Genomic DNA, 19,411 nt, shown 5'->3' with positions numbered 1-19,411 from the left:
CATCTCAGCTCCGGTTTCTCTCGCCTCATGCCCGCTATTACTACAGACCTGCCCGCCCTCGCCCAATCCATCAAGGACTGGGGCCGCGAGCTGGGCTTCCAGCAAGTCGGCATCAGCGGTCTGGACCTGGCTGAGCATGAGCAGCACCTGGAACGCTGGCTCGAAGCCGGCTACCAGGGCGAAATGGAATACATGGGCGCCCACGGCAGCAAACGCTCGCACCCGGAAGAACTGGTACCCGGCACGCTTCGAGTGGTTTCCCTGCGCATGGACTACCTGCCGGGTGACACCGAAATGGCCAAACGACTGGCCCAACCGGAAAAAGCTTACGTTTCGCGTTATGCCTTGGGCCGCGATTACCACAAATTGATCCGTAAACGTGTGCAACAACTGGCAGAAAAGATTCAGGCGGTCATCGGCCCGTTCGGTTATCGCGCCTTCGTCGACAGCGCCCCGGTGCTGGAAAAGGCCATCGCCGAAAAAGCCGGCCTCGGCTGGATCGGCAAAAACACCCTGGTCTTGAATCGCAAGGCGGGCAGCTACTTCTTCCTCAGCGAATTGTTCGTCGACCTGCCCCTGCCGGAAGATCCGCCCCACGCGACCGAGCATTGCGGTCGCTGCACAGCCTGCCTGGACATCTGCCCCACCAACGCCTTCGTCGGACCTTATGTTCTGGACGCTCGGCGCTGCATTTCCTACCTGACCATCGAACTCAAAAGCGCGATTCCGGAAGAGCTGCGACCGCTGATCGGCAACCGTGTGTTCGGCTGCGACGATTGCCAGATGGTCTGCCCGTGGAATCGCTTCGCCCGTCCGTCCGGGGAAAGCGACTTCAAGCCGCGACACAATCTGGACAATGCCGAACTGGCGGAGTTGTTCATGTGGGATGAGGCGAAGTTTCTCAGCAACACCGAGGGCTCACCGTTGCGTCGCGCAGGTTACGAGCGCTGGCTGCGCAATCTGGCGGTAGGTTTGGGAAATGCACCGTCGAGCATTCCGGTGATGGAGGCGTTGAAAGCGCGCCGGGACTATCCGTCCGAGTTGGTGCAAGAACACGTCGAGTGGGCGTTGAAACAGCATGGACTCCTGTAGCAGCTGCCGAAGGCTGCGTTCGAGGCCGCAGGACTCGCTTAACAATTCCACGCCTACTTTGCAGCCGAACGCAGCCTTCGGCAGCTGCTACACCGGTCGTGCCGGAATCACGCTTCGTCGTTGTAAACGAACTTGGGCATTTCCCAGTGGAAACGAATAGCCAGCAAGCGCAGCAGGAACCCGCCGAACAGCGTCACCAGAATCGCCTGTTCGCCTGGCATCTGCAGATAGATGCAGAGCATGTAGCACCAGGCCGCAGCAAATGACACGCTGGCATAGAGCTCGCGGCGGAAGATCAGCGGAATGTCGTTGCAGAAGATGTCTCGAAGGATGCCACCAAACACCCCGGTGATCACGCCACTGACCGACGCCACCAACATGCCATGCCCCATTTCCAGTGCCGTCATGCAGCCGATCAGGGTGAATGCCACCAGCCCCACGGCATCGAGCACCAGAAACAGTGAGCGCAGGTGGCGCATCCAGCGCGCCGCAAAAACGGTGAACATCGCGGCAATGGACGTCAACACCAGGTATTCCGGATGTTTGACCCATGTGAGCGGGTAATGCCCGAGCAACACGTCGCGCACTGATCCACCGCCCAGGGCTGTCACGCAAGCGATCAGCACCACGCCAAACCAATCCATGCCACGCCGGCCGGCAGAAAGGGCACCGGTCATGGCTTCGGCGGTGATGGCGATCAGGTAGAGCATCAGCAACATGGTGGCGGTCCTTGCAAGAAGGCGCGCAGTCTAGCCATTTAGTTGCGGCACCAAAAGAGCGCAAGAGCAACGCGACCACCTGTGTAGGAGCTGCCGCAGGCTGCGATCTTTTGATTTTGCTTTAGCAGCAAGATCAAAAGATCGCAGCCTGCGGCAGCTCCTACACAGGAATCGAGGCTCGTAATCAGAACTTGATGAAATGCTTGCGGTAGTGCTGCAGCTCGGCGATGGATTCGCGTATGTCATCCAGCGCCAGATGCGTGCTGCCCTTCTTGAAGCTGTCACGCACGTCCGGGGCCCAGCGTGCGGCCAGCTCTTTGAGCGTCGACACGTCGAGGTTGCGGTAGTGGAAATAGCTTTCCAGGGATTTCATGTGGGTATAAAGAAAGCGACGGTCCTGGCAAATGCTGTTGCCGCAGATCGGCGACTTGCCCTTCGGCACCCATTTTTCCAGGAAGGCGATGGTCTCGGCTTCGGCTTCGGCCATGCTGATGCGGCTGTCGCGGACCCGTTGGGTCAGGCCGGAGCCGCCGTGTTGACGGGTATTCCACTCGTCCATGCCGGCCAGGATTTCATCGCTGTGGTGGATCGCGATCACCGGCCCTTCGGCCAGGGTGTTCAGATCACTGTCGGTGACGATGGTGGCCATTTCGATGATGACATCGGTATCAGGGTTCAGACCGGTCATTTCCAGGTCGATCCAGATCAGATTCTGCGGGTTTTGCATGTGTCGGCTCCTAGGCAATGCTGCGCAGTTTAGCCTAGGGAGGCGGCCGGGCGTGCTAAACTCGCGGCCGTTTTACCTAATCGCTGCATTCTTGATACGGAACACCCATGGCCAAACGCCAACTCAATCGTCGTCAAAACTGGCGCATCGAAAAGATTCAGGGCGAACGCGCTGCCCGCGCCGCCAAACGCGAGTCCTCGGCTGTCGAGGCCCTCGAAGGTGGCGACCTGGGCCCGGAACAAACCGGCCTGGTGATTGCTCACTTTGGTGTGCAGGTCGAAGTCGAAGCCCTTGATGGCGATTTGGCCGGCCAGGTGTTCCGCTGCCATTTGCGCGCCAACCTGCCTGCGCTGGTGACCGGCGATCAGGTCGTCTGGCGCGCCGGCAACCAGGGCATCGGTGTGATCGTGGCGCAACTGCCACGTAAAACCGAACTCTGCCGTCCGGACAGCCGTGGCCAGCTCAAGCCTGTAGCCGCCAACGTCGACATGATCGTCATTGTCTTCGCACCGCTGCCTGAGCCTCACGCCAACCTGATTGACCGCTACCTGGTTGCCGCCGAGCACGCCGGTATCCGGCCGCTGCTGCTGCTCAACAAATTCGACCTGATCGACGAGCAGAACGCCCCGGCGCTCAACGCTTTGCTGGCGGTCTACCGCACGCTGGGCTACCCGGTGCTGGAAGTATCAGCGCACCACGGCAATGGCATGGAACAGTTGCAAGAGCAGCTGGACGGGCGCATCAGCGTGTTCGTCGGCCAATCCGGCGTCGGCAAGTCCTCGCTGGTCAACAGCTTGTTGCCAGAAGTCGAAACCCGCGTCGGCCCGCTGTCCGAGCTGTCTGGCCAGGGCACCCACACCACCACCACCGCGCGCTTGTTCCACTTCCCCGGTGGCGGTGAGTTGATCGACTCCCCGGGTATCCGCGAATTCGGCCTCGGCCATGTCAGCCGTGCCGACGTCGAAGCGGGCTTCATCGAGTTCAATGACTTGATCGGCACCTGTCGCTTCCGCGACTGCAAGCATGACCGCGAACCCGGCTGCGCCCTGCTAAAGGCCCTGGAAGAAGGTCGCGTGCAACAGCAACGGATGAACAGCTACCGCTCGATCATCGCCAGTTTGCCGGAAAGCACCTACTAAACAGCTGCGCCCGCCCTCCTCGACCCCGAGGAGTCGCGGGCTGCTGTTGTCTGCCTAAACAAAATCCACATTTTTAAACGTCAGACATTTCTGAAGGGCTTCTGCACGCCTACTTGTAGGACTTTTCTCTTTTACCTTTCGGCACTTGTTAGCGCCCGCCTGTTACCTACATTCAAGCCCTCTTCGCACCAGCGACATCGAGGGATACCCCCATGCAAACCTACCACCTGTTCATCAGCCATTCGTGGAACTACGCCGACAAACACGACAGGCTGGTCGAAATGCTCTCTACGCACCCGACATTCACCTTCAAGAACTTTTCAGTACCACCGCACAATCCGATTGTCGGCGCCCTGACCGACCAGCAACTTGAAATCGCCATCGAAAACAAGATTCGTCCCTGTTCCGCCGTGCTGATCATGGCCGGGATGTATTCCACCTACAGCAAGTGGATCAACAAGGAGATCGCGATCGCCAAGCGCATGGGCAAGGTCATCATCGCGATCAAACCGTTCGGGGCCGAGCGGATATCCACTGTGGTGCGCCGGGCCGCGCATGCGGAATGCGCCTGGAACTCCCTTAGCATCATCAGTGCCATTCGCACTCACGCGGCGGACTGAATCATGCGCAGAGGCCTGTTTATCGGAATCAATAACTACCGCCATCTCTCCCAGCTGAACGGCTGCAACAACGATGCGATGGCCATGGCTTCGGTGCTCAAGACTGATGCCAATGGCGACCCGAACTTCAAGAATATCGTGCTGACCTCCGCCGAAGATTATTTGAGCCGCGAAAAAATCGAGGATCAAATTCGCGAACTGTTTTCAGGCGACTGCAATGTCGCCCTGTTGTACTTCGCAGGCCACGGCGCTTTCGACGGGGATACGGATGAAGGGATGCTGTTGCCTCAGGATTACAAGTCCAGCAAGGACGGGATCCGAATCAGCGACATCCTTAATTGGGCGTCCAAAGCCGTAAAAATCAAGAACAAGATCATCATTCTCGACTGCTGCCAGGGCGGCTCGGCAGGCGAAGTGCGCGCTTTGCGTAGCGAAAGCAGCATGGTTGGCGAGGGCATGACCATTCTTACGGCCTGCAAGAAAGAAGAACCGGCCATGGAAGGCGCCAACCATGGTGTCTTCACCGGACTGCTGCTTCAGGCATTGCACGGTGGTGCTGCGAACATCCTTGGGAAAATCACTCCCGGCAGCCTCTATTCGTTTGTCGACAATGCGCTCGACGCCTGGGAACAGCGCCCGGTGTTCAAGACCAACGTCTCGCAGTTCATTTCGTTGCGGGAAGTCTCGCCGTTAATCCCCAAAGAAATATTACGCAAGCTGCCTGACTGGTTCGCCGAAGCCGAGTCGATATTCGCGCTGGACCCGAGCTACGAACCCACCGAAGCCCGGTTTGAACCGGCTCACGGCGAAGTCTTCGCCCAGTTGCAAAAGTGCAACCGCCACAGCCTGATTGAACCGGTGGACGCCGAACACATGTACTACGCCGCGCTCAACTCCACTGGCTGCCGCCTCACCGCGCTTGGCGCCTATTACCGTGAACTCGCGATCAAGGGACATTTCTGATGCCAGTGTTTATCAGCTACCGCCACATGGATCGCGCCCATGCGATGCAGATCAACAGTCGTCTGATGCAAGCCAATATAAAAACCTACCTGGACGTGCTGGATCCGGAATCCCAGACCACCGATGACATCACCGAGGTCATCACTCGCAACATCAGCGAATGCACACACTTGCTGGCAGTCGTCTCGGAGAGAACCGCACTGTCGTGGTGGGTGCCGTTCGAAATTGGCGAAGCGACGATCAGTAATCGCCGCATCTGCTCCTTCAGGACCGGGCCGACGGAGTTGCCGCTGTACCTGGATAAGTGGCCGAAACTGAGCAGTGCAAAGGACCTCGATTTTTTCATCGAGGCCTACAAAATCGAAGTGAACCTCAAGCGCTCCGCATCCCTGGAATCGATCACGGGCAGCGAGTCCACGCGCAGCTACAACAAGACCAATGCTGACCGCTTCCACACTGATCTCAAAAACCGAATCCGCCGCGGCGCCTGAGACAAGCGCCAGCGCCCACAAAAAAGCCGACATTCACTGTCGGCTTTTTTTGTAGATTACTGCTTCGGCGCCTCGCCGGGTTTCGGTGCGGCGTCCTCGAACAGATTCAACCGTTCTCGAATTTCATGCGCCGGCACTGGCTGCTTGTCTGCCGGCAGGGCATTCGGATCGACCGGTTCGGCCGGCACTTCACCCGGAGCGCCTTGGCCTTGGGGCAGCTGACCGGAAGGATCGGCGCCCTGTGCGCCTTCAATCGCTGCCTGAGCCTTTTTCGTCAGCACGACAATGTCGATTCGACGATTGACCGGATTGAACGGTTTTTCCCGATCGAACAGCGCCGAAGAGGCATACCCGACAACGCGCGCCACCTGAGACTCCGGATAACTCCCGGCGACCAGCGCACGGCGAGCGGCGTTGGCACGATTGGTCGACAGTTCCCAGTTACCGAACTCGCCTGTGCCGGTGTACGGCGTGGCGTCGGTGTGACCGCTGATGCTGATCTTGTTGGGTACCGCTTTGATGGTATCGGCCATGGCCAGCAGGATGTCTTCAAAGTACGGTTTCAGACGGGCGCTGCCAGAGTCGAACATCGGCCGGTTTTCCGCGTCCATGATCTGGATGCGCAAGCCGTTCGGCGTGATCTCGAACAGGATCTGATCCTTGAATTTCTGCAACTGCGGGTTTTCGTCGACCTTGTTCTGCAGTTCCTGCAGCAACAGTTCCAGGCGTTCTTTCTCGACCTGCTCGGCCATGCCTTCGACTTGTTCGGTATCGATGGTGACCTTGTCCGGCTGCGGCTGGGATTTCACTTCCGGGTTGAGGGTGTTTTCCGGCGCCAGGGTAGGCGTGCCACCCAGATCAATAATGTAGGGCGTGCCGCTTTCGGAAAAACCGATCGGGTCCTTGAAGTAGCCCGCAATGGCAATCTTCTGTTCAGGCGTCGCAGTGGACAGCAGCCACAACACCAGGAAGAACGCCATCATCGCCGTCGCGAAGTCGGCGAAAGCGATTTTCCAGGCGCCCCCGTGATGCCCGGCAGCGATGCGCTTGACGCGCTTGATGATGATCGGCTGATTATTTTCCATGATTTAGCGACCGCGAACCGCTTGTTCCAACTCGGAGAAACTTGGACGGTGCGCCGGGTACAGAACCTTGCGACCGAACTCCACCGCCAGCGACGGCGGCATGCCCGATGCGGATGCAACCAGCGAGGCCTTGATGGCTTCGTAGACGTTCAGCTCTTCCTTGGCATCGTGAGCCAGGGAATGCGCCAGCGGACCAAAGAAACCGTACGCCGCGAGAATACCGAAGAAGGTACCGACCAATGCTGCGCCCACGTGCATGCCGATGGCTTTCTGGTCACCCTCGCCCAGGGACGCCATGGTCACCACGATCCCCAATACCGCTGCGACGATACCGAAACCGGGCATGGCGTCGGCAATCCCGTTGACCGCATGGGAGGGATGCTCAAGGTCTTCCTTGAGGCTGTAGAGCTCCATATCGAACAGACCCTCCAGCTCGTGGGGTGCCATGTTGCCGGAGGACATGATGCGCAGGTAGTCGCAGATGAAAGCGGTCATGCGCTCGTCTTTGAGCACCGTCGGGTACTTGGCAAAAATCGGGCTCGCGGCGGCATCTTCGATGTCACCTTCAATCGCCATCATGCCTTCGCGGCGGCTCTTGTTGAGGATCTCGTAGATCAGGCCCAGCACTTCGAGATAGAAGGCGTGAGTGAAGCGCGACCCGAACATGCTCAAGGATTTCTTGAGCACGTGCATGGTCATATAGCCGGGGTTGGCCTGCAGGAATGCGCCGAGGGCCGCACCGCCAATGATCAATACCTCGAAAGGCTGGATCAGGGCGGCAATTTTGCCGTGGGAAAGTACGTATCCGCCGAGCACGCTCGCGAATACGACGATGATGCCGATTATTTTAGCCATAGGTAGGAGAGCACTTACTGAGTCGGGTTCAAGGTCATATTCGGAAGTTAAAAAATCTCTTCTTCTACTTATCGGCAAAACTGCGCCAGACTATAGGCCGTTCAGGCGAAAAGCCACTTTGACCCATTCAGGGCGTAGGTAATGCAGACGATGATTGCGTCCAACCATGGCTAACGAAACGAACGTTCCAACACCAACACCCTCCACGCTCGAAGGCTGGATCAAGCTTCTCGACAGCGTTCGCCTGCCAGTTCCGCAAGCCAGTCATGACCGCGTTTGCAGCGCCATTCGCAACAACCGCAGTTCGTTGCGCGACATTGCCGAATTGATGCAGGGCAGTCCGGCCCTGGCCTTGAGTGTGATTCGCGAAGCCAACCGGCAACTGCACGGCGGTTTGAGTGAACCGGCGGAGAACCTTGAGGTGGCGATCAATCGCCTCGGTTTGAAGCGTACCGAAGAACTGCTCGCTCGCCTGCCCGCGCTCCCGTTGTCGGAAATTCCCGTCGCCTTGCGCCAGCTGCAAATGATCAGCCAGCACGCCACACAACAAGCCAACGGTTTTTTTGCCCATCGCCTGGCGCGACTGTGGCAGGACATCCACTGGGGCAGCCTGTTGTTCCTCTCGCCACTTTGGCCGATGGCGTTGACTCATCCGCAACTGCTCCAGGAATGGGAACTGCGGGTGATCCACAGAGGCGAATCCGCGCGCAAGGTTGAAAAGCAGTTGTTCGGTGTACGCCTGCTGGACATCTGCCAGGCCTTGGCCGATATCTGGCGCCTGCCGATCTGGGTGCAGCAGGGTTATCGACTGTTGATGAGCGAGCAGCGCGAATTGGTCCAGGTCCTGCGCATTGCCCGTGACAGCGATCACCCATTGCGCCAGCAAAATCGCCTCGATGACGACCCGACCCTGCGCCGCTGGCTCAATCAGCCGGCCAATACAGTATTGCTGGCCAATGGTCTGGCGCTGTCGGCGCAACACGCCTGGGACAGTCCGCACAGTGAACGCTGGCAGTACCTGACCAGCCTTTACCTCCAGGTACCGATGGACCACGTACAGCAGCAGTTGCACCAACAGGCTGCCAATAGCGCCCGTTACCACGCGATGCCCGACCTTTGGCACCCCGCCGTCTCGCTGATCTGGCCGTGGGGCATGAACCGGGTGGCGGCAGGTTCGCTTGCGGCCCCTGCGCCCACTGCGCAAGATTTAGCCAAATGGCGTAAACAATGTGCCGAGCTGCTGGCGGAACCGAGTCGCTTCGCCAATGCGATGCATCTGACCACGTCTGCCCGGGACGCGTTGCTCGCCTGCGGCATGCGACGGGTGATGATCCTGATGGCCGATCGCACTCACGCCAATCTTCGCGTGCACCAGTGCGCCGGTTTGCCCAAGGACGCATCCAGCCTGAATCTGCAGGTGAGTCAGAGCACCGTGCTGCAACGACTGCTCGCGCAACAGGCTCAGGTCCGCCTGACGCCGGAAAACAGCGCGCAGTTTTCGGCGCTGTTACCGGCGAGCCTGCGCTCACTTTTTGGTGGCGAGCATCTGCTGCTAAGGTCATTGGTCAATAATGGGCGGGTGATCATGCTGGTCGTGGCCGACCAGGGTGGCGGACCGTTCTCGGAAATCACCGTGCAAGCCTTCGGCAAAACCGCCCAGTGCATCGAGAAGGCCCTGCACAGCTTTAGCCACCGCGGCCAATAAGGCTGCGTTACAATCCCTCCTTTTGTGCTCTGGAGACCTCACATGTCTGACTTCTCTGGCTTGGCGCTGGTGATAGAGCCCGGCGACCTGCTCGCCCGTCTTGACGCCCGCAATCTGATTTTGGTGGACCTGACCAGCAGCGCCCGCTATGCCGAAGGGCATATTCCTGGCGCGCGGTTTGTCGACCCCAAACGCACGCAACTCGGCCAACTACCCGCTCCAGGCCTGATGCCGCCGCACGCTGCGCTCGAAACGCTGTTCGGCGAACTTGGCCACAACAAAGACGCGGTCTACGTGGTTTATGACGACGAAGGCGGCGGCTGGGCCGGACGGTTCATCTGGTTGCTCGATGTCATCGGCCACAAAAACTATCACTACGTGGATGGCGGCCTGCTGTCGTGGCTGGCGCAGGACTTGCCGGTATCGACCGAGGTCCCTGCCCCGGTGGGTGGCCCGGTGAGCCTGACCCTGCATGACGAACCCACGGCCACCCGCGAATACCTGCAAAGTCGCCTGGGTGCAGCCGACCTGGCGATCTGGGACGCACGCGGTCCGCTGGAGTATTCCGGCGAGAAGGTCCTGGCGGCCAGGGCCGGACACATTCCCGGCGCGGTCAACTTTGAATGGACCGCAGGCATGGATCAGGCGCGCAACCTGCGCATCCGCACAGACATGCCGCAGATCCTGGAACAACTCGGGATCACCCCGGACAAAGAAGTTATTACTCACTGCCAGACTCACCATCGCTCTGGCTTCACTTATCTGGTGGCCAAGGCACTCGGTTATCCGCGTGTCAAAGGCTACGCCGGTTCCTGGGGCGAATGGGGCAACCATCCCGACACCCCTATAGAGAATTAAGGTTTTTAAGGACAGTTAATGAATAAGCGTTTGTTTATCCTCAGCCAATACCTGCTGCCCCACCACTTGCTCTCGCGACTGGCCGGCTGCATTGCCGAATGCCGCGTGCGCTGGTTCAAGAATGCGTTCACGGCCTGGTTCGCCAAGCGTTATCAGGTGGATATGTCTCAGGCACTGGTCGAAGACCTGACCGCCTATGAACACTTCAATGCCTTCTTCACCCGCGCACTGAAAGACGGTGCCCGTCCACTGGACGAGACGCCGGGCGCGATCCTCAGCCCGGCCGATGGCGCGGTCAGCCAGCTTGGCCCGATCGAGCACGGCCGCGTGTTCCAGGCCAAGGGCCACAGTTTCAGCGTACTGGAACTGCTCGGCGGTGATGCGGCCAACGCTGCGCCGTTCATGGGCGGTGATTTTGCGACCATTTACCTGTCGCCGAAGGACTACCATCGCGTGCACATGCCACTGGCCGGCACTTTGCGTGAAATGGTCTACATTCCGGGCCGCATCTTCTCGGTCAACCAGACCACGGCTGAAAACGTGCCAGAGCTGTTCGCCCGTAACGAGCGTGTGGCGTGCATTTTCGACACCGAGCGCGGACCAATGGCCGTTGTGCTGGTCGGCGCGATGATCGTGGCGTCGATCGAAACCGTCTGGGCCGGACTGGTGACGCCGCCAAAACGCGAACTGAAAACCTTCCGCTACGACGAAGCAGCTCGCGCACCAATCCATTTGGAGAAAGGTGCTGAACTGGGTCGCTTCAAGCTGGGATCCACCGCGGTCGTGCTGTTCGGGCCTGACCAGGTGAAGTGGGCTGAAGGCCTGGGTGCTCTTTCCCCGGTGCAGATGGGCCAGGGTCTGGGTTTGCCGAAAGTCTGATTCAACCCCGCACCATCCCCTGTGGGAGCAGCTTGCTACCACAGGGGATGGTGAACATGTCGCGATACCTTCACCCAACTTAGCTGCTACAGTCAGGTCATTCACTGCCCATTTCCCGGTTGGAGTTTTTACCCGGCATGAATGAGACCAATCCCCTCCTGCTGCTCCGCGCGCCCGTCCCTGAACAGTTGCGACTGTCGTTCTGTGAGCCCACCCCGCGCGACCTGAAGCGCTGGATAGCTAATCTGCCCAAAGCCAACATTGGTGAGACCGCTCGCCTGCTTTATAAGGGTCTGGGCGAACTCAACCAGTTGCTTACCCCCAGTGAAAACCGCCTGCAACTGCTCGAACTGATGCGACCCGAGGTGTACTACGTCTGCAAGCACCTGGAGCGGCATTTCCTGCATCAGGCCATTGTGCTCGACGAACGCTCACGCAAAATCGCCAACCTGTGCCAGGCACTGCAAAGCCATCTGGCGATTGGCTATAAACAGATCGTTGTGCGCATCGTCCCGCGCTTCAGCAAGGACCGGGCGCCACTGCTGACCCAAGCGTTGCAGCGAGCGATTCATTGCCTCAACGGCCCCATGGTTCGCGCTACTCAGCTTTATTGTCCTGTGCCCGAAGGTCTATGGCTGGAATTGCATCAACTGTATCGGATCGCCTGTTCGCACCAACTCCAGCATTTGAGCCTGCGTGACGAACTGGCCAGCCAGACACACACCCTGAGCATCGAGCAAACCTATGTCGCGGCGCTGCTGATGGGCGCCGCGCGCTGCAATCAGTTACGCCAGAACCAAATCGCTCGCCTCGCCGAAGTGCTGGAACCCTGGAGCCATTTGATCAAGCTGCAACCCGGCAAACCGAACGGGTTGTTTGCCGTCGCACCCGAACTCGACACCGGGCCTCGTTACCGCTCCAAATTCCGGCTCGAGCAGCAGGAGCAGTTGCTGGCCATCGATCCGCAGCCGTTAGTCGCCGCTATCGAAGCCCATGTGCTTAAAACCGAAGGTGCCAACCCCTTGCTCGTTCCTGCGGGGTTAAACCTCGACACGTTGCAGCACCTGATCGCGGCCTGGGGCCAGACGGCCGAACGCAGTTTTCAGCGCACCGCCAGCCAGGGCACCTTGACCCTGTGCGTAGGCATGAGCGCCCTGCATTATTACCTGGGTGGACAACGTTCATTCAGTGATCTGCTGAAACATCAGGGCTCCCGGCACGCGAAATTTGCGGCGACGTCCCCGACCGCGAAGGGACATGATCAATGGAGCCACGCCTTTGATGCAGCGCCCCATGGCAACACCGACGCCATGCTGCCTTACGAGGAAATCGAATACCCGCAGCTGCAAAGCGATGACAGTAATGAAGCGTCCGACAACAACCGGCATTTTCCCACCTACGCACTGCCCGTGATCAATCACAGCCCCGGCGGTTATTGCCTGGCCTGGCCTGGTGCGGTACCGACCGAGCTTCAGGCGGGCGAGATGGTCGGCATCGAGGACGTTGCGGGGCAAGGCTGGAGCATCGCGGTAGTGCGCTGGATTCGTCAGGTCCGTGGCGGAGGAACGCAAATGGGCATCGAACAGGTCGCACCTTATGCCGAGCCTTGCGGCCTGCAACTGATGCGTTCGAGTGATGACCATAGTCACTATTTGCGCGGCCTTTTATTGCCAGCCATCAGCGCGGCCGACCTGCCCGCCACACTGCTCGCTCCCCGATTGCCTTTTCAGGAGGGCAACAAGGTCATGATCAACACCAATGGCGACGAACGCCGCGCCGGCCTGGATCGGCGGGTGGCGAGCACCAACAGCTTCAATCAGTTTGCTTACCGTGCACTGGAGACTGTCAGACACGAAAACGCCGCAGAGAGCGGCGTTGAAGAGGAATTTGATTCGTTGTGGAAATCGCTTTGACGAGTGCATCTTGATGACCGCGATGTTGCAATCGCGGGCATGGTCAATCAATACAAGAATCAGAGCTGCCCGTCGCGATCCCGAAAGCCCAGCAGATACAGCACCCCATCCAGCCCAAGCGTGGAAATCGCCTGCTTCGCCGACTGCTTTACCAGAGGCTTGGCGCGGAACGCCACACCCAAACCGGCAATCGCCAGCATCGGCAGGTCGTTGGCGCCGTCGCCGACAGCAATCGTCTGCTCCAGTCGCAACCCTTCCTTGTGCGCCAGTTCTTTGAGCAGATCCGCTTTGCGTTGCGCATCGACAATAGGCTCGACCGCCACACCGGTGACTTTGCCGTCGACCACTTCCAGCTCATTGGCAAACACGTAGTCGATGCCCAGTTTGGCCTGCAACTGCTTGGCGAAGTACGTGAAGCCACCTGACAGAATCGCAGTCTTGTAACCCAGGCGTTTGAGTTCGGCGAACAGGGTTTCTGCGCCTTCGGTCAGACGCAGAGAGGCACCAATCGAGTCCAGAACGCTGACGTCAAGTCCTTGCAGCAACGCCAGGCGTTCCTTGAAGCTGGCGCGGAAGTCCAGCTCGCCGGCCATCGCCCGCTCGGTAATCGCGGAGACCTGCTCACCTACGCCGGCCGCTTTAGCCAATTCGTCGATGACTTCGGCTTCGATCAGCGTGGAGTCCATGTCGAACACCGCCAGACGACGGTTACGGCGGAACAGCGAATCTTCCTGGAAAGCGATATCGACATTCAGGTCCTGCGCCACGCTGAGGAACTCAGCCCGAAGCGCTTGCGGATCGGCCGCTTCGCCACGCACGGAAAACTCGATACACCCTTTGCCCTTGTCGGCCGGAGTGTCCAGAGGCATACGCCCGGACAGACGATCGATGTGGTCGATGTTCAGGCCGTATTTCGCGGTAATCGAACTCACGGCCTGCAACTGCTCGGCCGTCACTTTGCGGGTCAACAGGGTGACGATGTGGCGTTTTTTGCCCTGATTGCCGACCCATTGCTGGTAATCCTCTTCGGACACCGGCGTGAACCGCACCTGCTGATCGAGCTTGTAGGCGGTGAACAGAATGTCCTTGAGGACCGACTTGCCTTGCTCGGTATCAGGAATTTCAACCAGGATCCCGAACGACAAGGTGTCGTGGATGACCGCCTGACCGATGTCGAGAATGTTCACACCACCTTGTGCCAGAACGCCGGTAATGGCAGCAGTCAGACCCGGACGGTCGACTCCCGTGATGTTTATCAGGACGATTTCGCGCAAGGCGCACCCCCGCAGGTGGAAAAAAACCGCATTCTACCCACTTTCAGTGACCATCGGGCACCGTCAGCGCTTTGCCGGTCTAGGGCCTGTCGCTATACTGCGCGTCAACTTCACGGACAAAAGAGCCGAGCTCAAGTGAACCGGCCCACGCCAGTAAAAACCGATAACTTCTTTCTGCTGATCTTCCGGGCACTGCGCCATCGCCGTGTACCGATTGCATTACGCATTGCCAGCCATAACGTGATCCTGGTCGCTCTGGCCCTGGTTATCTATGCCTGCGTAATGGGTTTGCAGTTCAAGCAGGCCATGCACGAGCAGGCAGATGCGCTGGGCGAAAGCCTGACCACGCAAACCGCCACGTCCGCTACGGAGTTGTTGGTCTCCAACGACATCCTCAGCCTCAACGTGCTGCTCAATAACCTGACCAAGAACAAGCTGGTGGCGCACGCCGCCATCTATAGCGTGGATAACCGCATCCTCGCCGAAGCCGGTCAGCGTCCCAAGCACAGCCTGCTGGGCGAAGCCGAAGGCATGTACCAGAGCAAGATCACGTTCCAGGACGTGACTGCCGGGCAGCTGCGCATCAGTCTGGACATGGATCAGTTCCAGCAGCCGATGACCATCAGCCTGCAAAGCATGGGCATTTTGAGTGCGATTCTGTTGGCGCTGTCCCTGGCCTTGAGCCTGCGCCTGGGTCGACACATCTCCACGCCACTGCTGCAATTGCGGGTTTGGCTGCGCAACATCGATGAGTACACGCCGGCCACCGAGCGCCAGGATGAAATCGGCGATCTGGCCCGTCAACTGCACGCCAACTTCGCCCCGGAACCCGTAGAGCCCGAGCCGGAACCGGAGCCCGAGTACGACGAAACCGAAGACGAAGAAGCCGACGAGCCGGCCTTCGAAGTCCGCAACCTGCGTGATCCAAGCTTCGATGAGACCAAGCCGGTTGCTGGCCTCAAGCCTGCGCCTCGGCGTATTGTCAGCACGGTCGAAGATGATGACGACGAGGATCCGTTTGCCGATCTGCGTGAAGAAACGCTCGCGAGCGCACCCAAACCTGTCGTCAAACCGCCAGTGTCCAGCGTACCTCAGCACAGCGCTGTCCTGGCCGTGCAACTGGGCGCCCAGGATCAACTGCGCCGCCTGCCGCGCACACGCCTGGAAGAACTGCTCAAACGCTACCGCGATTGCCTCGATCAGGCGGCTTCTCTCTACCAGAGCGAACTGCATACCCTGAACGACGGCAGCACCCTGATGCTGTTCCACACCGAAGACAGCGGCGACGATTACCTGACCAATGCCATCTGCTGCGGCGAGTTGCTGCGCGCGCTGGGGCATCAACTGCAGATAGAAGTGGCTGACAGCGGCATCACCCTGCAACTGCAACTGGGCCTGACCTTGGGCGATGGTCTGTTTGGCCTGAGTCAGATCGACCTGCTGCTGACCGAGTCCGCGCAGGACGCCCTGGCCTTGTCCCAACACAGCCGCAACCTGTTGCTGGTGGAACGCAAGATCAGCGATGACGTGCTGATCCGTCAGCGTGCGCGCATCCGCCCGATCGCTAGCCCCGAGGGCGCTTGCTGTGTGGAGCGGTTGATGGAACCTTATCCGTCGATGCTGGAGCGGCAACTGGCGCGGATGCATGAACGCCGGGCGTAAGTCTTAGCCCTTGATGTAAAGAAGCCCGCAGATGAGTGATTGTCTGCGGGCTTTTTGTTGCCACTTGATCTTGTAGCAGCTGCCGAGCCTGCGAGGCTGCGTTCGGCTGCGCAGCAGTCGTGAGGCAATGGGTAAACTCTGATAGACCGCACTCACAGGTCTTGCGAGGACCTCGAACGCAGCCTCGCAGGCTCGACAGCTGCTACAAGTGCCCCGCAGAAACAACAAAGCCCGCATCGCTGCAGGCTTTGTGTTGAATCAATCCAGGCTTAGAACCTGAATACTTCCATATCTGTCCGGATCGGCGAGGCCATCGGGATCTTCGGCTGTTTATCCTTCTCAGCCGCAGGTGCCACAGGCTTGGCAGCCTGCTTTTTCGGGGCTTCAGCAATTGGAGGCTGATTAGCCAGTGGCTTGAGTGCCACCGACAGCTGCTCGGCCAAACGCTGCAACAACACACCTTGTGCCTGAACCTGAGCCGCGGTGCCACCTGCGTGTTGTTCCTGCAAATGCACAATGCGGTTATCGCGAACCTGACCACGGCGATCGATCAGACGCCATTGTGCGTCAAGGATTGCCGGTTGCGACTCACCCGAATCAAGACGGGTAATGGTCAACAACACCTGTACATCAGGCGTGAAGCCCAAGGTTGCGGGGGCGAGGACAACGCGCTGGCTGTCCAGGTGACCGGCAACCTGACGCAACAGCAACTGATCGATATCCGACGACAAGCTCCCTGCCCAGCGACCATCGGTCGAAGCCTGGAGGCTGCCATCCGGTTGACGCTGCAACAGGGTTTCACGTTGCAGATAGTCAGCGATCGTTACCGGGCCAAGCAATACAGCCATGCCTGCAGTTTGTGCAGGCTCAGCCGGACTTCCACTGTCCAGCTGATACAGCGACACCGGTTGGTGAACGCTGCAACCCGCCAGGCCAAGAACCCCGGCGAGCATCAAAATAAAAGGAAGGCGCAGAGCAGTCATCGTCCCATCCAGGTGGCTGCCACAAGGCTAACCACTGTGAAAATACTCAATAAATATGAAGAACGCTCGGCCACGCCGGCGCTTGAAAAGCCATATCATCCGTGAATATGCGTTCCGACTCCAGCGGCAAAGCGTCGATCTACGCGTTAAATCGTAGATCGAGCGCTCTAGGACGCTTAATTGAGGTTTTCGACGAGCAGCGCATCGACCCGCTGAAAGCCACGTGGCAATTTGTTACCACGACGTCCACGTTCACCTTTGTAGTGTTCGAGGTCGTCTGCTTTCAGTGACAAGGTACGTTTTCCGGCCTGAAGCACCAGCGTTGCACCTTCCGGCAGTACGGCGATGTCTGTGACATATTCTTCGCGATTGGCCACACGCTCACCAGAGATGCCGATGATCTTGTTGCCTTTGCCCTTACCTAATTGTGGCAGGTCGCTGATCTTGAAGATGAGCAGGCGACCTTCGGTCGTCACCGACGCCAGCCAGTTGTTCTCGCGATCCGTCACCGGCCGCGGAAGAATGACCTTCGAGTTGTTCGGCAGGCTCAACAGCGCCTTGCCCGCCTTGTTCTTGGCCTGCAGGTCTTCGCCTTTGACTACAAAGCCATAACCGGCGTCGGACGCAATCACGTACAGCGAATCGTCTTCCGGCATCAAAACGCATTCAAACGTAGCGCCTGGCGGTGGCGTCAGACGACCGGTCAGTGGTTCGCCCTGGCCTCGGGCCGATGGCAACGTGTGCGTGGCCACCGAATAACTACGGCCAGTGGAGTCGATGAACACCGCAAACTGGTTCGAACGTCCCGCTGCCAGGGCCTTGAAACCATCCCCGGCCTTGTAGGACAGCCCGGTAGCGTCGATCTCGTGGCCTTTGGCGGAGCGAACCCAGCCTTTTTCCGACAAGACGACCGTCACTTTCTCATTCGGCAGCAGATCGTGCTCAGTCAGCGCCTTGGCTTCGGTGCGTTCGACGATTGGCGAACGACGGTCATCGCCATAGGTTTCAGCGTCCTTGATCAGCTCGGTGCGCACCAGTTTCTTCAACTTGGCTTCGCTGCCCAGCAGGGCTTGCAGTTTGGCTTGTTCCTTGAGCAGTTCATCCTGCTCGGCACGCAACTTCATTTCTTCCAGTCGCGCCAACTGGCGCAAGCGGGTGTCGAGAATGTAGTCGGCCTGGATTTCGCTCAGCGCAAAACGGGCGATCAGCGCGGCTTTAGGGTGTTCCTCGGTGCGGATGATGTGAATCACTTCATCCAGGTTGAGGTAGGCAATCAACAAACCGTCCAACAGGTGCAGACGGCGCTCGACCTTGTCGAGACGGAATTGCAGGCGACGACGCACGGTCTGTACCCGGAATTCCAGCCATTCAACCAGCAACGCACGCAGGTTTTTCAGCTGCGGCTTGCCGTCCAGGCCGATGATGTTGACGTTGACCCGATAGCTCGATTCCAGCTCGGTGCTGGCAAACAGATGCTGCATCAGCGCATCGTGGTCGAAATTTTTCCGGGCACCCGGAATGATCACGATCCGGCACGGGTTCTCGTGATCGGATTCATCGCGCAGATCAGCGATCTGCGGCGCTTTGGACGGTTTGGCCTGCATCATCGCAGCGATCTGTTCCAGCACCTTGGCGCCAGACACTTGATGCGGCAACGCGGTGACGATGATGTCGCCGTCTTCGATGTGGTAAACGGCGCGCATGCGCACCGAGCCCTTGCCGGTTTCATACATTTTCAGCAGATCGGCACGCGGCGTGATGATCTCCGCTTCGGTCGGGTAGTCCGGGCCCTGGATGTGTTCACAGAGCTGTTCGACCGTGGCTTTAGGCTCATCGAGCAAGCGCACACAGGCGGTGGCGACTTCGCGCAGGTTGTGCGGCGGAACGTCGGTGGCCATACCCACGGCAATACCGGTGGTACCGTTGAGCAAGATGTTCGGCAAACGTGCCGGCAACACCAGGGGTTCGTCGAGGGTGCCGTCGAAGTTCGGGCCCCAATCCGCAGTGCCCTGGCCCAATTCGCTGAGCAGTACTTCGGAATAACGCGAGAGCCGCGCCTCGGTGTATCGCATGGCCGCGAAAGACTTGGGATCATCCGGCGCACCCCAGTTGCCCTGCCCGTCGACCAGCGTGTAGCGGTAGCTGAACGGCTGGGCCATGAGCACCATGGCTTCGTAGCAGGCCGAGTCGCCGTGCGGATGGAATTTACCAAGCACGTCACCGACGGTACGCGCCGATTTCTTGTGTTTGGAATCGGCGTCCAGCCCCAACTCGCTCATCGCATAGATGATGCGCCGCTGTACCGGCTTCAGGCCGTCGCCGATATGCGGCAAGGCACGGTCCATGATCACGTACATGGAGTAGTTGAGGTAGGCATTTTCGGTGAAGTCAGCCAGCGACCGGCGTTCTACACCGTCCAGGCTGAGATCAAGGGAGTCGCTCATGC

Annotated in this window: 17 protein-coding genes; 10 read left to right on the top strand and 7 right to left on the bottom strand. The window is 59.1% G+C overall.

Going from position 1 to position 19,411, the window contains the following annotated elements; all coding sequences use genetic code 11:
* Nucleotides 1-27: 27 nt before the first annotated feature.
* Complete coding sequence (gene queG, locus AC3ZVB_RS07215) at nt 28-1,092, top strand: tRNA epoxyqueuosine(34) reductase QueG (protein ID WP_490146173.1); 1,065 nt, start codon at nt 28-30, stop codon at nt 1,090-1,092.
* A 107-nt stretch (nt 1,093-1,199) separates the two neighbouring features.
* Here the strand turns inward: queG and AC3ZVB_RS07210 are convergent, their stop codons facing one another.
* Together AC3ZVB_RS07210 and orn are read right to left on the bottom strand one after the other, a co-directional pair.
* Entirely contained in the window at nt 1,200-1,811 is a 612-nt protein-coding gene (locus AC3ZVB_RS07210) for a trimeric intracellular cation channel family protein (RefSeq protein ID WP_162437117.1), read from the bottom strand.
* 184 nt (nt 1,812-1,995) lie between these two features.
* On the bottom strand, nt 1,996-2,538 hold the full coding sequence (orn, locus tag AC3ZVB_RS07205; RefSeq protein WP_007995036.1) for an oligoribonuclease: 543 nt from the start codon (nt 2,536-2,538) through the stop codon (nt 1,996-1,998).
* Nucleotides 2,539-2,645: 107 nt separating this feature from the next.
* Between orn and rsgA the strand changes: the two genes are divergently transcribed.
* The 4 genes from rsgA to AC3ZVB_RS07185 all read left to right on the top strand — a co-directional run bounded on the left by rsgA (nt 2,646) and on the right by AC3ZVB_RS07185 (nt 5,751).
* Nucleotides 2,646-3,677, top strand: a complete 1,032-nt coding sequence (rsgA, locus tag AC3ZVB_RS07200) for a small ribosomal subunit biogenesis GTPase RsgA (protein ID WP_162437118.1) — start codon at nt 2,646-2,648, stop codon at nt 3,675-3,677.
* Between the two features lie 212 nt (nt 3,678-3,889).
* Complete coding sequence (locus AC3ZVB_RS07195) at nt 3,890-4,297, top strand: TIR domain-containing protein (protein ID WP_490146172.1); 408 nt, start codon at nt 3,890-3,892, stop codon at nt 4,295-4,297.
* Nucleotides 4,298-4,300: 3 nt separating this feature from the next.
* On the top strand, nt 4,301-5,260 hold the full coding sequence (locus AC3ZVB_RS07190; protein WP_162437120.1) for a caspase family protein: 960 nt from the start codon (nt 4,301-4,303) through the stop codon (nt 5,258-5,260).
* Nucleotides 5,260-5,751, top strand: coding sequence for a TIR domain-containing protein (locus tag AC3ZVB_RS07185; protein WP_490146171.1), 492 nt, complete (start codon nt 5,260-5,262; stop codon nt 5,749-5,751). Before AC3ZVB_RS07190 ends, AC3ZVB_RS07185 begins: the two co-directional genes overlap by 1 nt.
* A gap of 56 nt (nt 5,752-5,807) precedes the next feature.
* Here AC3ZVB_RS07185 and motB read toward each other — a convergent pair whose 3' ends face one another.
* Both motB and motA read right to left on the bottom strand, forming a co-directional pair.
* Entirely contained in the window at nt 5,808-6,836 is a 1,029-nt protein-coding gene (gene motB, locus AC3ZVB_RS07180) for a flagellar motor protein MotB (RefSeq protein ID WP_194691590.1), read from the bottom strand.
* Between the two features lie 3 nt (nt 6,837-6,839).
* On the bottom strand, nt 6,840-7,691 hold the full coding sequence (gene motA / locus AC3ZVB_RS07175) for a flagellar motor stator protein MotA (protein WP_162437123.1): 852 nt from the start codon (nt 7,689-7,691) through the stop codon (nt 6,840-6,842).
* A gap of 166 nt (nt 7,692-7,857) precedes the next feature.
* On the opposite strand from motA, the gene AC3ZVB_RS07170 reads away from it, so the two are divergent.
* From AC3ZVB_RS07170 to AC3ZVB_RS07155, 4 genes are all read left to right on the top strand, one after another.
* Complete coding sequence (locus AC3ZVB_RS07170) at nt 7,858-9,396, top strand: HDOD domain-containing protein (RefSeq protein WP_490146170.1); 1,539 nt, start codon at nt 7,858-7,860, stop codon at nt 9,394-9,396.
* A gap of 42 nt (nt 9,397-9,438) precedes the next feature.
* Nucleotides 9,439-10,254 carry a rhodanese-like domain-containing protein gene (locus tag AC3ZVB_RS07165; RefSeq protein WP_162437125.1) on the top strand — a complete coding sequence of 272 codons (816 nt, stop codon included), beginning with the start codon at nt 9,439-9,441 and terminating at the stop codon, nt 10,252-10,254.
* Nucleotides 10,255-10,272: 18 nt separating this feature from the next.
* Complete coding sequence (gene asd / locus AC3ZVB_RS07160; protein WP_162437126.1) at nt 10,273-11,133, top strand: archaetidylserine decarboxylase; 861 nt, start codon at nt 10,273-10,275, stop codon at nt 11,131-11,133.
* 137 nt (nt 11,134-11,270) lie between these two features.
* Nucleotides 11,271-13,046, top strand: coding sequence for a cyclic-di-GMP receptor FimW-related protein (locus AC3ZVB_RS07155; RefSeq protein WP_490146169.1), 1,776 nt, complete (start codon nt 11,271-11,273; stop codon nt 13,044-13,046).
* Nucleotides 13,047-13,105: 59 nt separating this feature from the next.
* Here the strand turns inward: AC3ZVB_RS07155 and serB are convergent, their stop codons facing one another.
* Nucleotides 13,106-14,320, bottom strand: a complete 1,215-nt coding sequence (gene serB / locus AC3ZVB_RS07150; RefSeq protein ID WP_162437128.1) for a phosphoserine phosphatase SerB — start codon at nt 14,318-14,320, stop codon at nt 13,106-13,108.
* A gap of 135 nt (nt 14,321-14,455) precedes the next feature.
* On the opposite strand from serB, the gene AC3ZVB_RS07145 reads away from it, so the two are divergent.
* Nucleotides 14,456-15,982 (top strand): AhpA/YtjB family protein, encoded by a 1,527-nt coding sequence (locus AC3ZVB_RS07145; RefSeq protein WP_162437129.1) that lies wholly within the window; start codon nt 14,456-14,458, stop codon nt 15,980-15,982.
* 269 nt (nt 15,983-16,251) lie between these two features.
* On the opposite strand, the gene AC3ZVB_RS07140 is transcribed toward AC3ZVB_RS07145, so the two are convergent.
* Complete coding sequence (locus tag AC3ZVB_RS07140) at nt 16,252-16,965, bottom strand: PqiC family protein (protein ID WP_490146168.1); 714 nt, start codon at nt 16,963-16,965, stop codon at nt 16,252-16,254.
* Nucleotides 16,966-17,141: 176 nt separating this feature from the next.
* Nucleotides 17,142-19,409 carry a DNA topoisomerase IV subunit A gene (parC, locus tag AC3ZVB_RS07135; protein WP_162437131.1) on the bottom strand — a complete coding sequence of 756 codons (2,268 nt, stop codon included), beginning with the start codon at nt 19,407-19,409 and terminating at the stop codon, nt 17,142-17,144.
* Nucleotides 19,410-19,411: the final 2 nt, after the last annotated feature.

This window comes from Pseudomonas sp. MDV22-iso1, from assembly GCF_058145095.1.
The sequence above is the reverse complement of the archived record's forward strand: the minus strand, read 5'-3'. Positions and strand labels throughout refer to the sequence as shown.

Excerpts from the sequence above, each read along its gene's own strand:
- motA (WP_162437123.1), bottom strand. The coding sequence starts at position 7,691 with ATGGCTAAAATAATCGGCATCATCGTCGTATTCGCGAGCGTGCTCGGC.
- AC3ZVB_RS07155 (WP_490146169.1), top strand. The coding sequence starts at position 11,271 with ATGAATGAGACCAATCCCCTCCTGCTGCTCCGCGCGCCCGTCCCTGAA.
- motB (WP_194691590.1), bottom strand. The coding sequence starts at position 6,836 with ATGGAAAATAATCAGCCGATCATCATCAAGCGCGTCAAGCGCATCGCT.
- parC (WP_162437131.1), bottom strand. The coding sequence starts at position 19,409 with ATGAGCGACTCCCTTGATCTCAGCCTGGACGGTGTAGAACGCCGGTCG.
- queG (WP_490146173.1), top strand. The coding sequence starts at position 28 with ATGCCCGCTATTACTACAGACCTGCCCGCCCTCGCCCAATCCATCAAG.
- AC3ZVB_RS07185 (WP_490146171.1), top strand. The coding sequence starts at position 5,260 with ATGCCAGTGTTTATCAGCTACCGCCACATGGATCGCGCCCATGCGATG.
- AC3ZVB_RS07195 (WP_490146172.1), top strand. The coding sequence starts at position 3,890 with ATGCAAACCTACCACCTGTTCATCAGCCATTCGTGGAACTACGCCGAC.
- rsgA (WP_162437118.1), top strand. The coding sequence starts at position 2,646 with ATGGCCAAACGCCAACTCAATCGTCGTCAAAACTGGCGCATCGAAAAG.
- AC3ZVB_RS07210 (WP_162437117.1), bottom strand. The coding sequence starts at position 1,811 with ATGTTGCTGATGCTCTACCTGATCGCCATCACCGCCGAAGCCATGACC.
- asd (WP_162437126.1), top strand. The coding sequence starts at position 10,273 with ATGAATAAGCGTTTGTTTATCCTCAGCCAATACCTGCTGCCCCACCAC.
- AC3ZVB_RS07140 (WP_490146168.1), bottom strand. The coding sequence starts at position 16,965 with ATGACTGCTCTGCGCCTTCCTTTTATTTTGATGCTCGCCGGGGTTCTT.
- AC3ZVB_RS07170 (WP_490146170.1), top strand. The coding sequence starts at position 7,858 with ATGGCTAACGAAACGAACGTTCCAACACCAACACCCTCCACGCTCGAA.
- AC3ZVB_RS07190 (WP_162437120.1), top strand. The coding sequence starts at position 4,301 with ATGCGCAGAGGCCTGTTTATCGGAATCAATAACTACCGCCATCTCTCC.
- AC3ZVB_RS07165 (WP_162437125.1), top strand. The coding sequence starts at position 9,439 with ATGTCTGACTTCTCTGGCTTGGCGCTGGTGATAGAGCCCGGCGACCTG.
- orn (WP_007995036.1), bottom strand. The coding sequence starts at position 2,538 with ATGCAAAACCCGCAGAATCTGATCTGGATCGACCTGGAAATGACCGGT.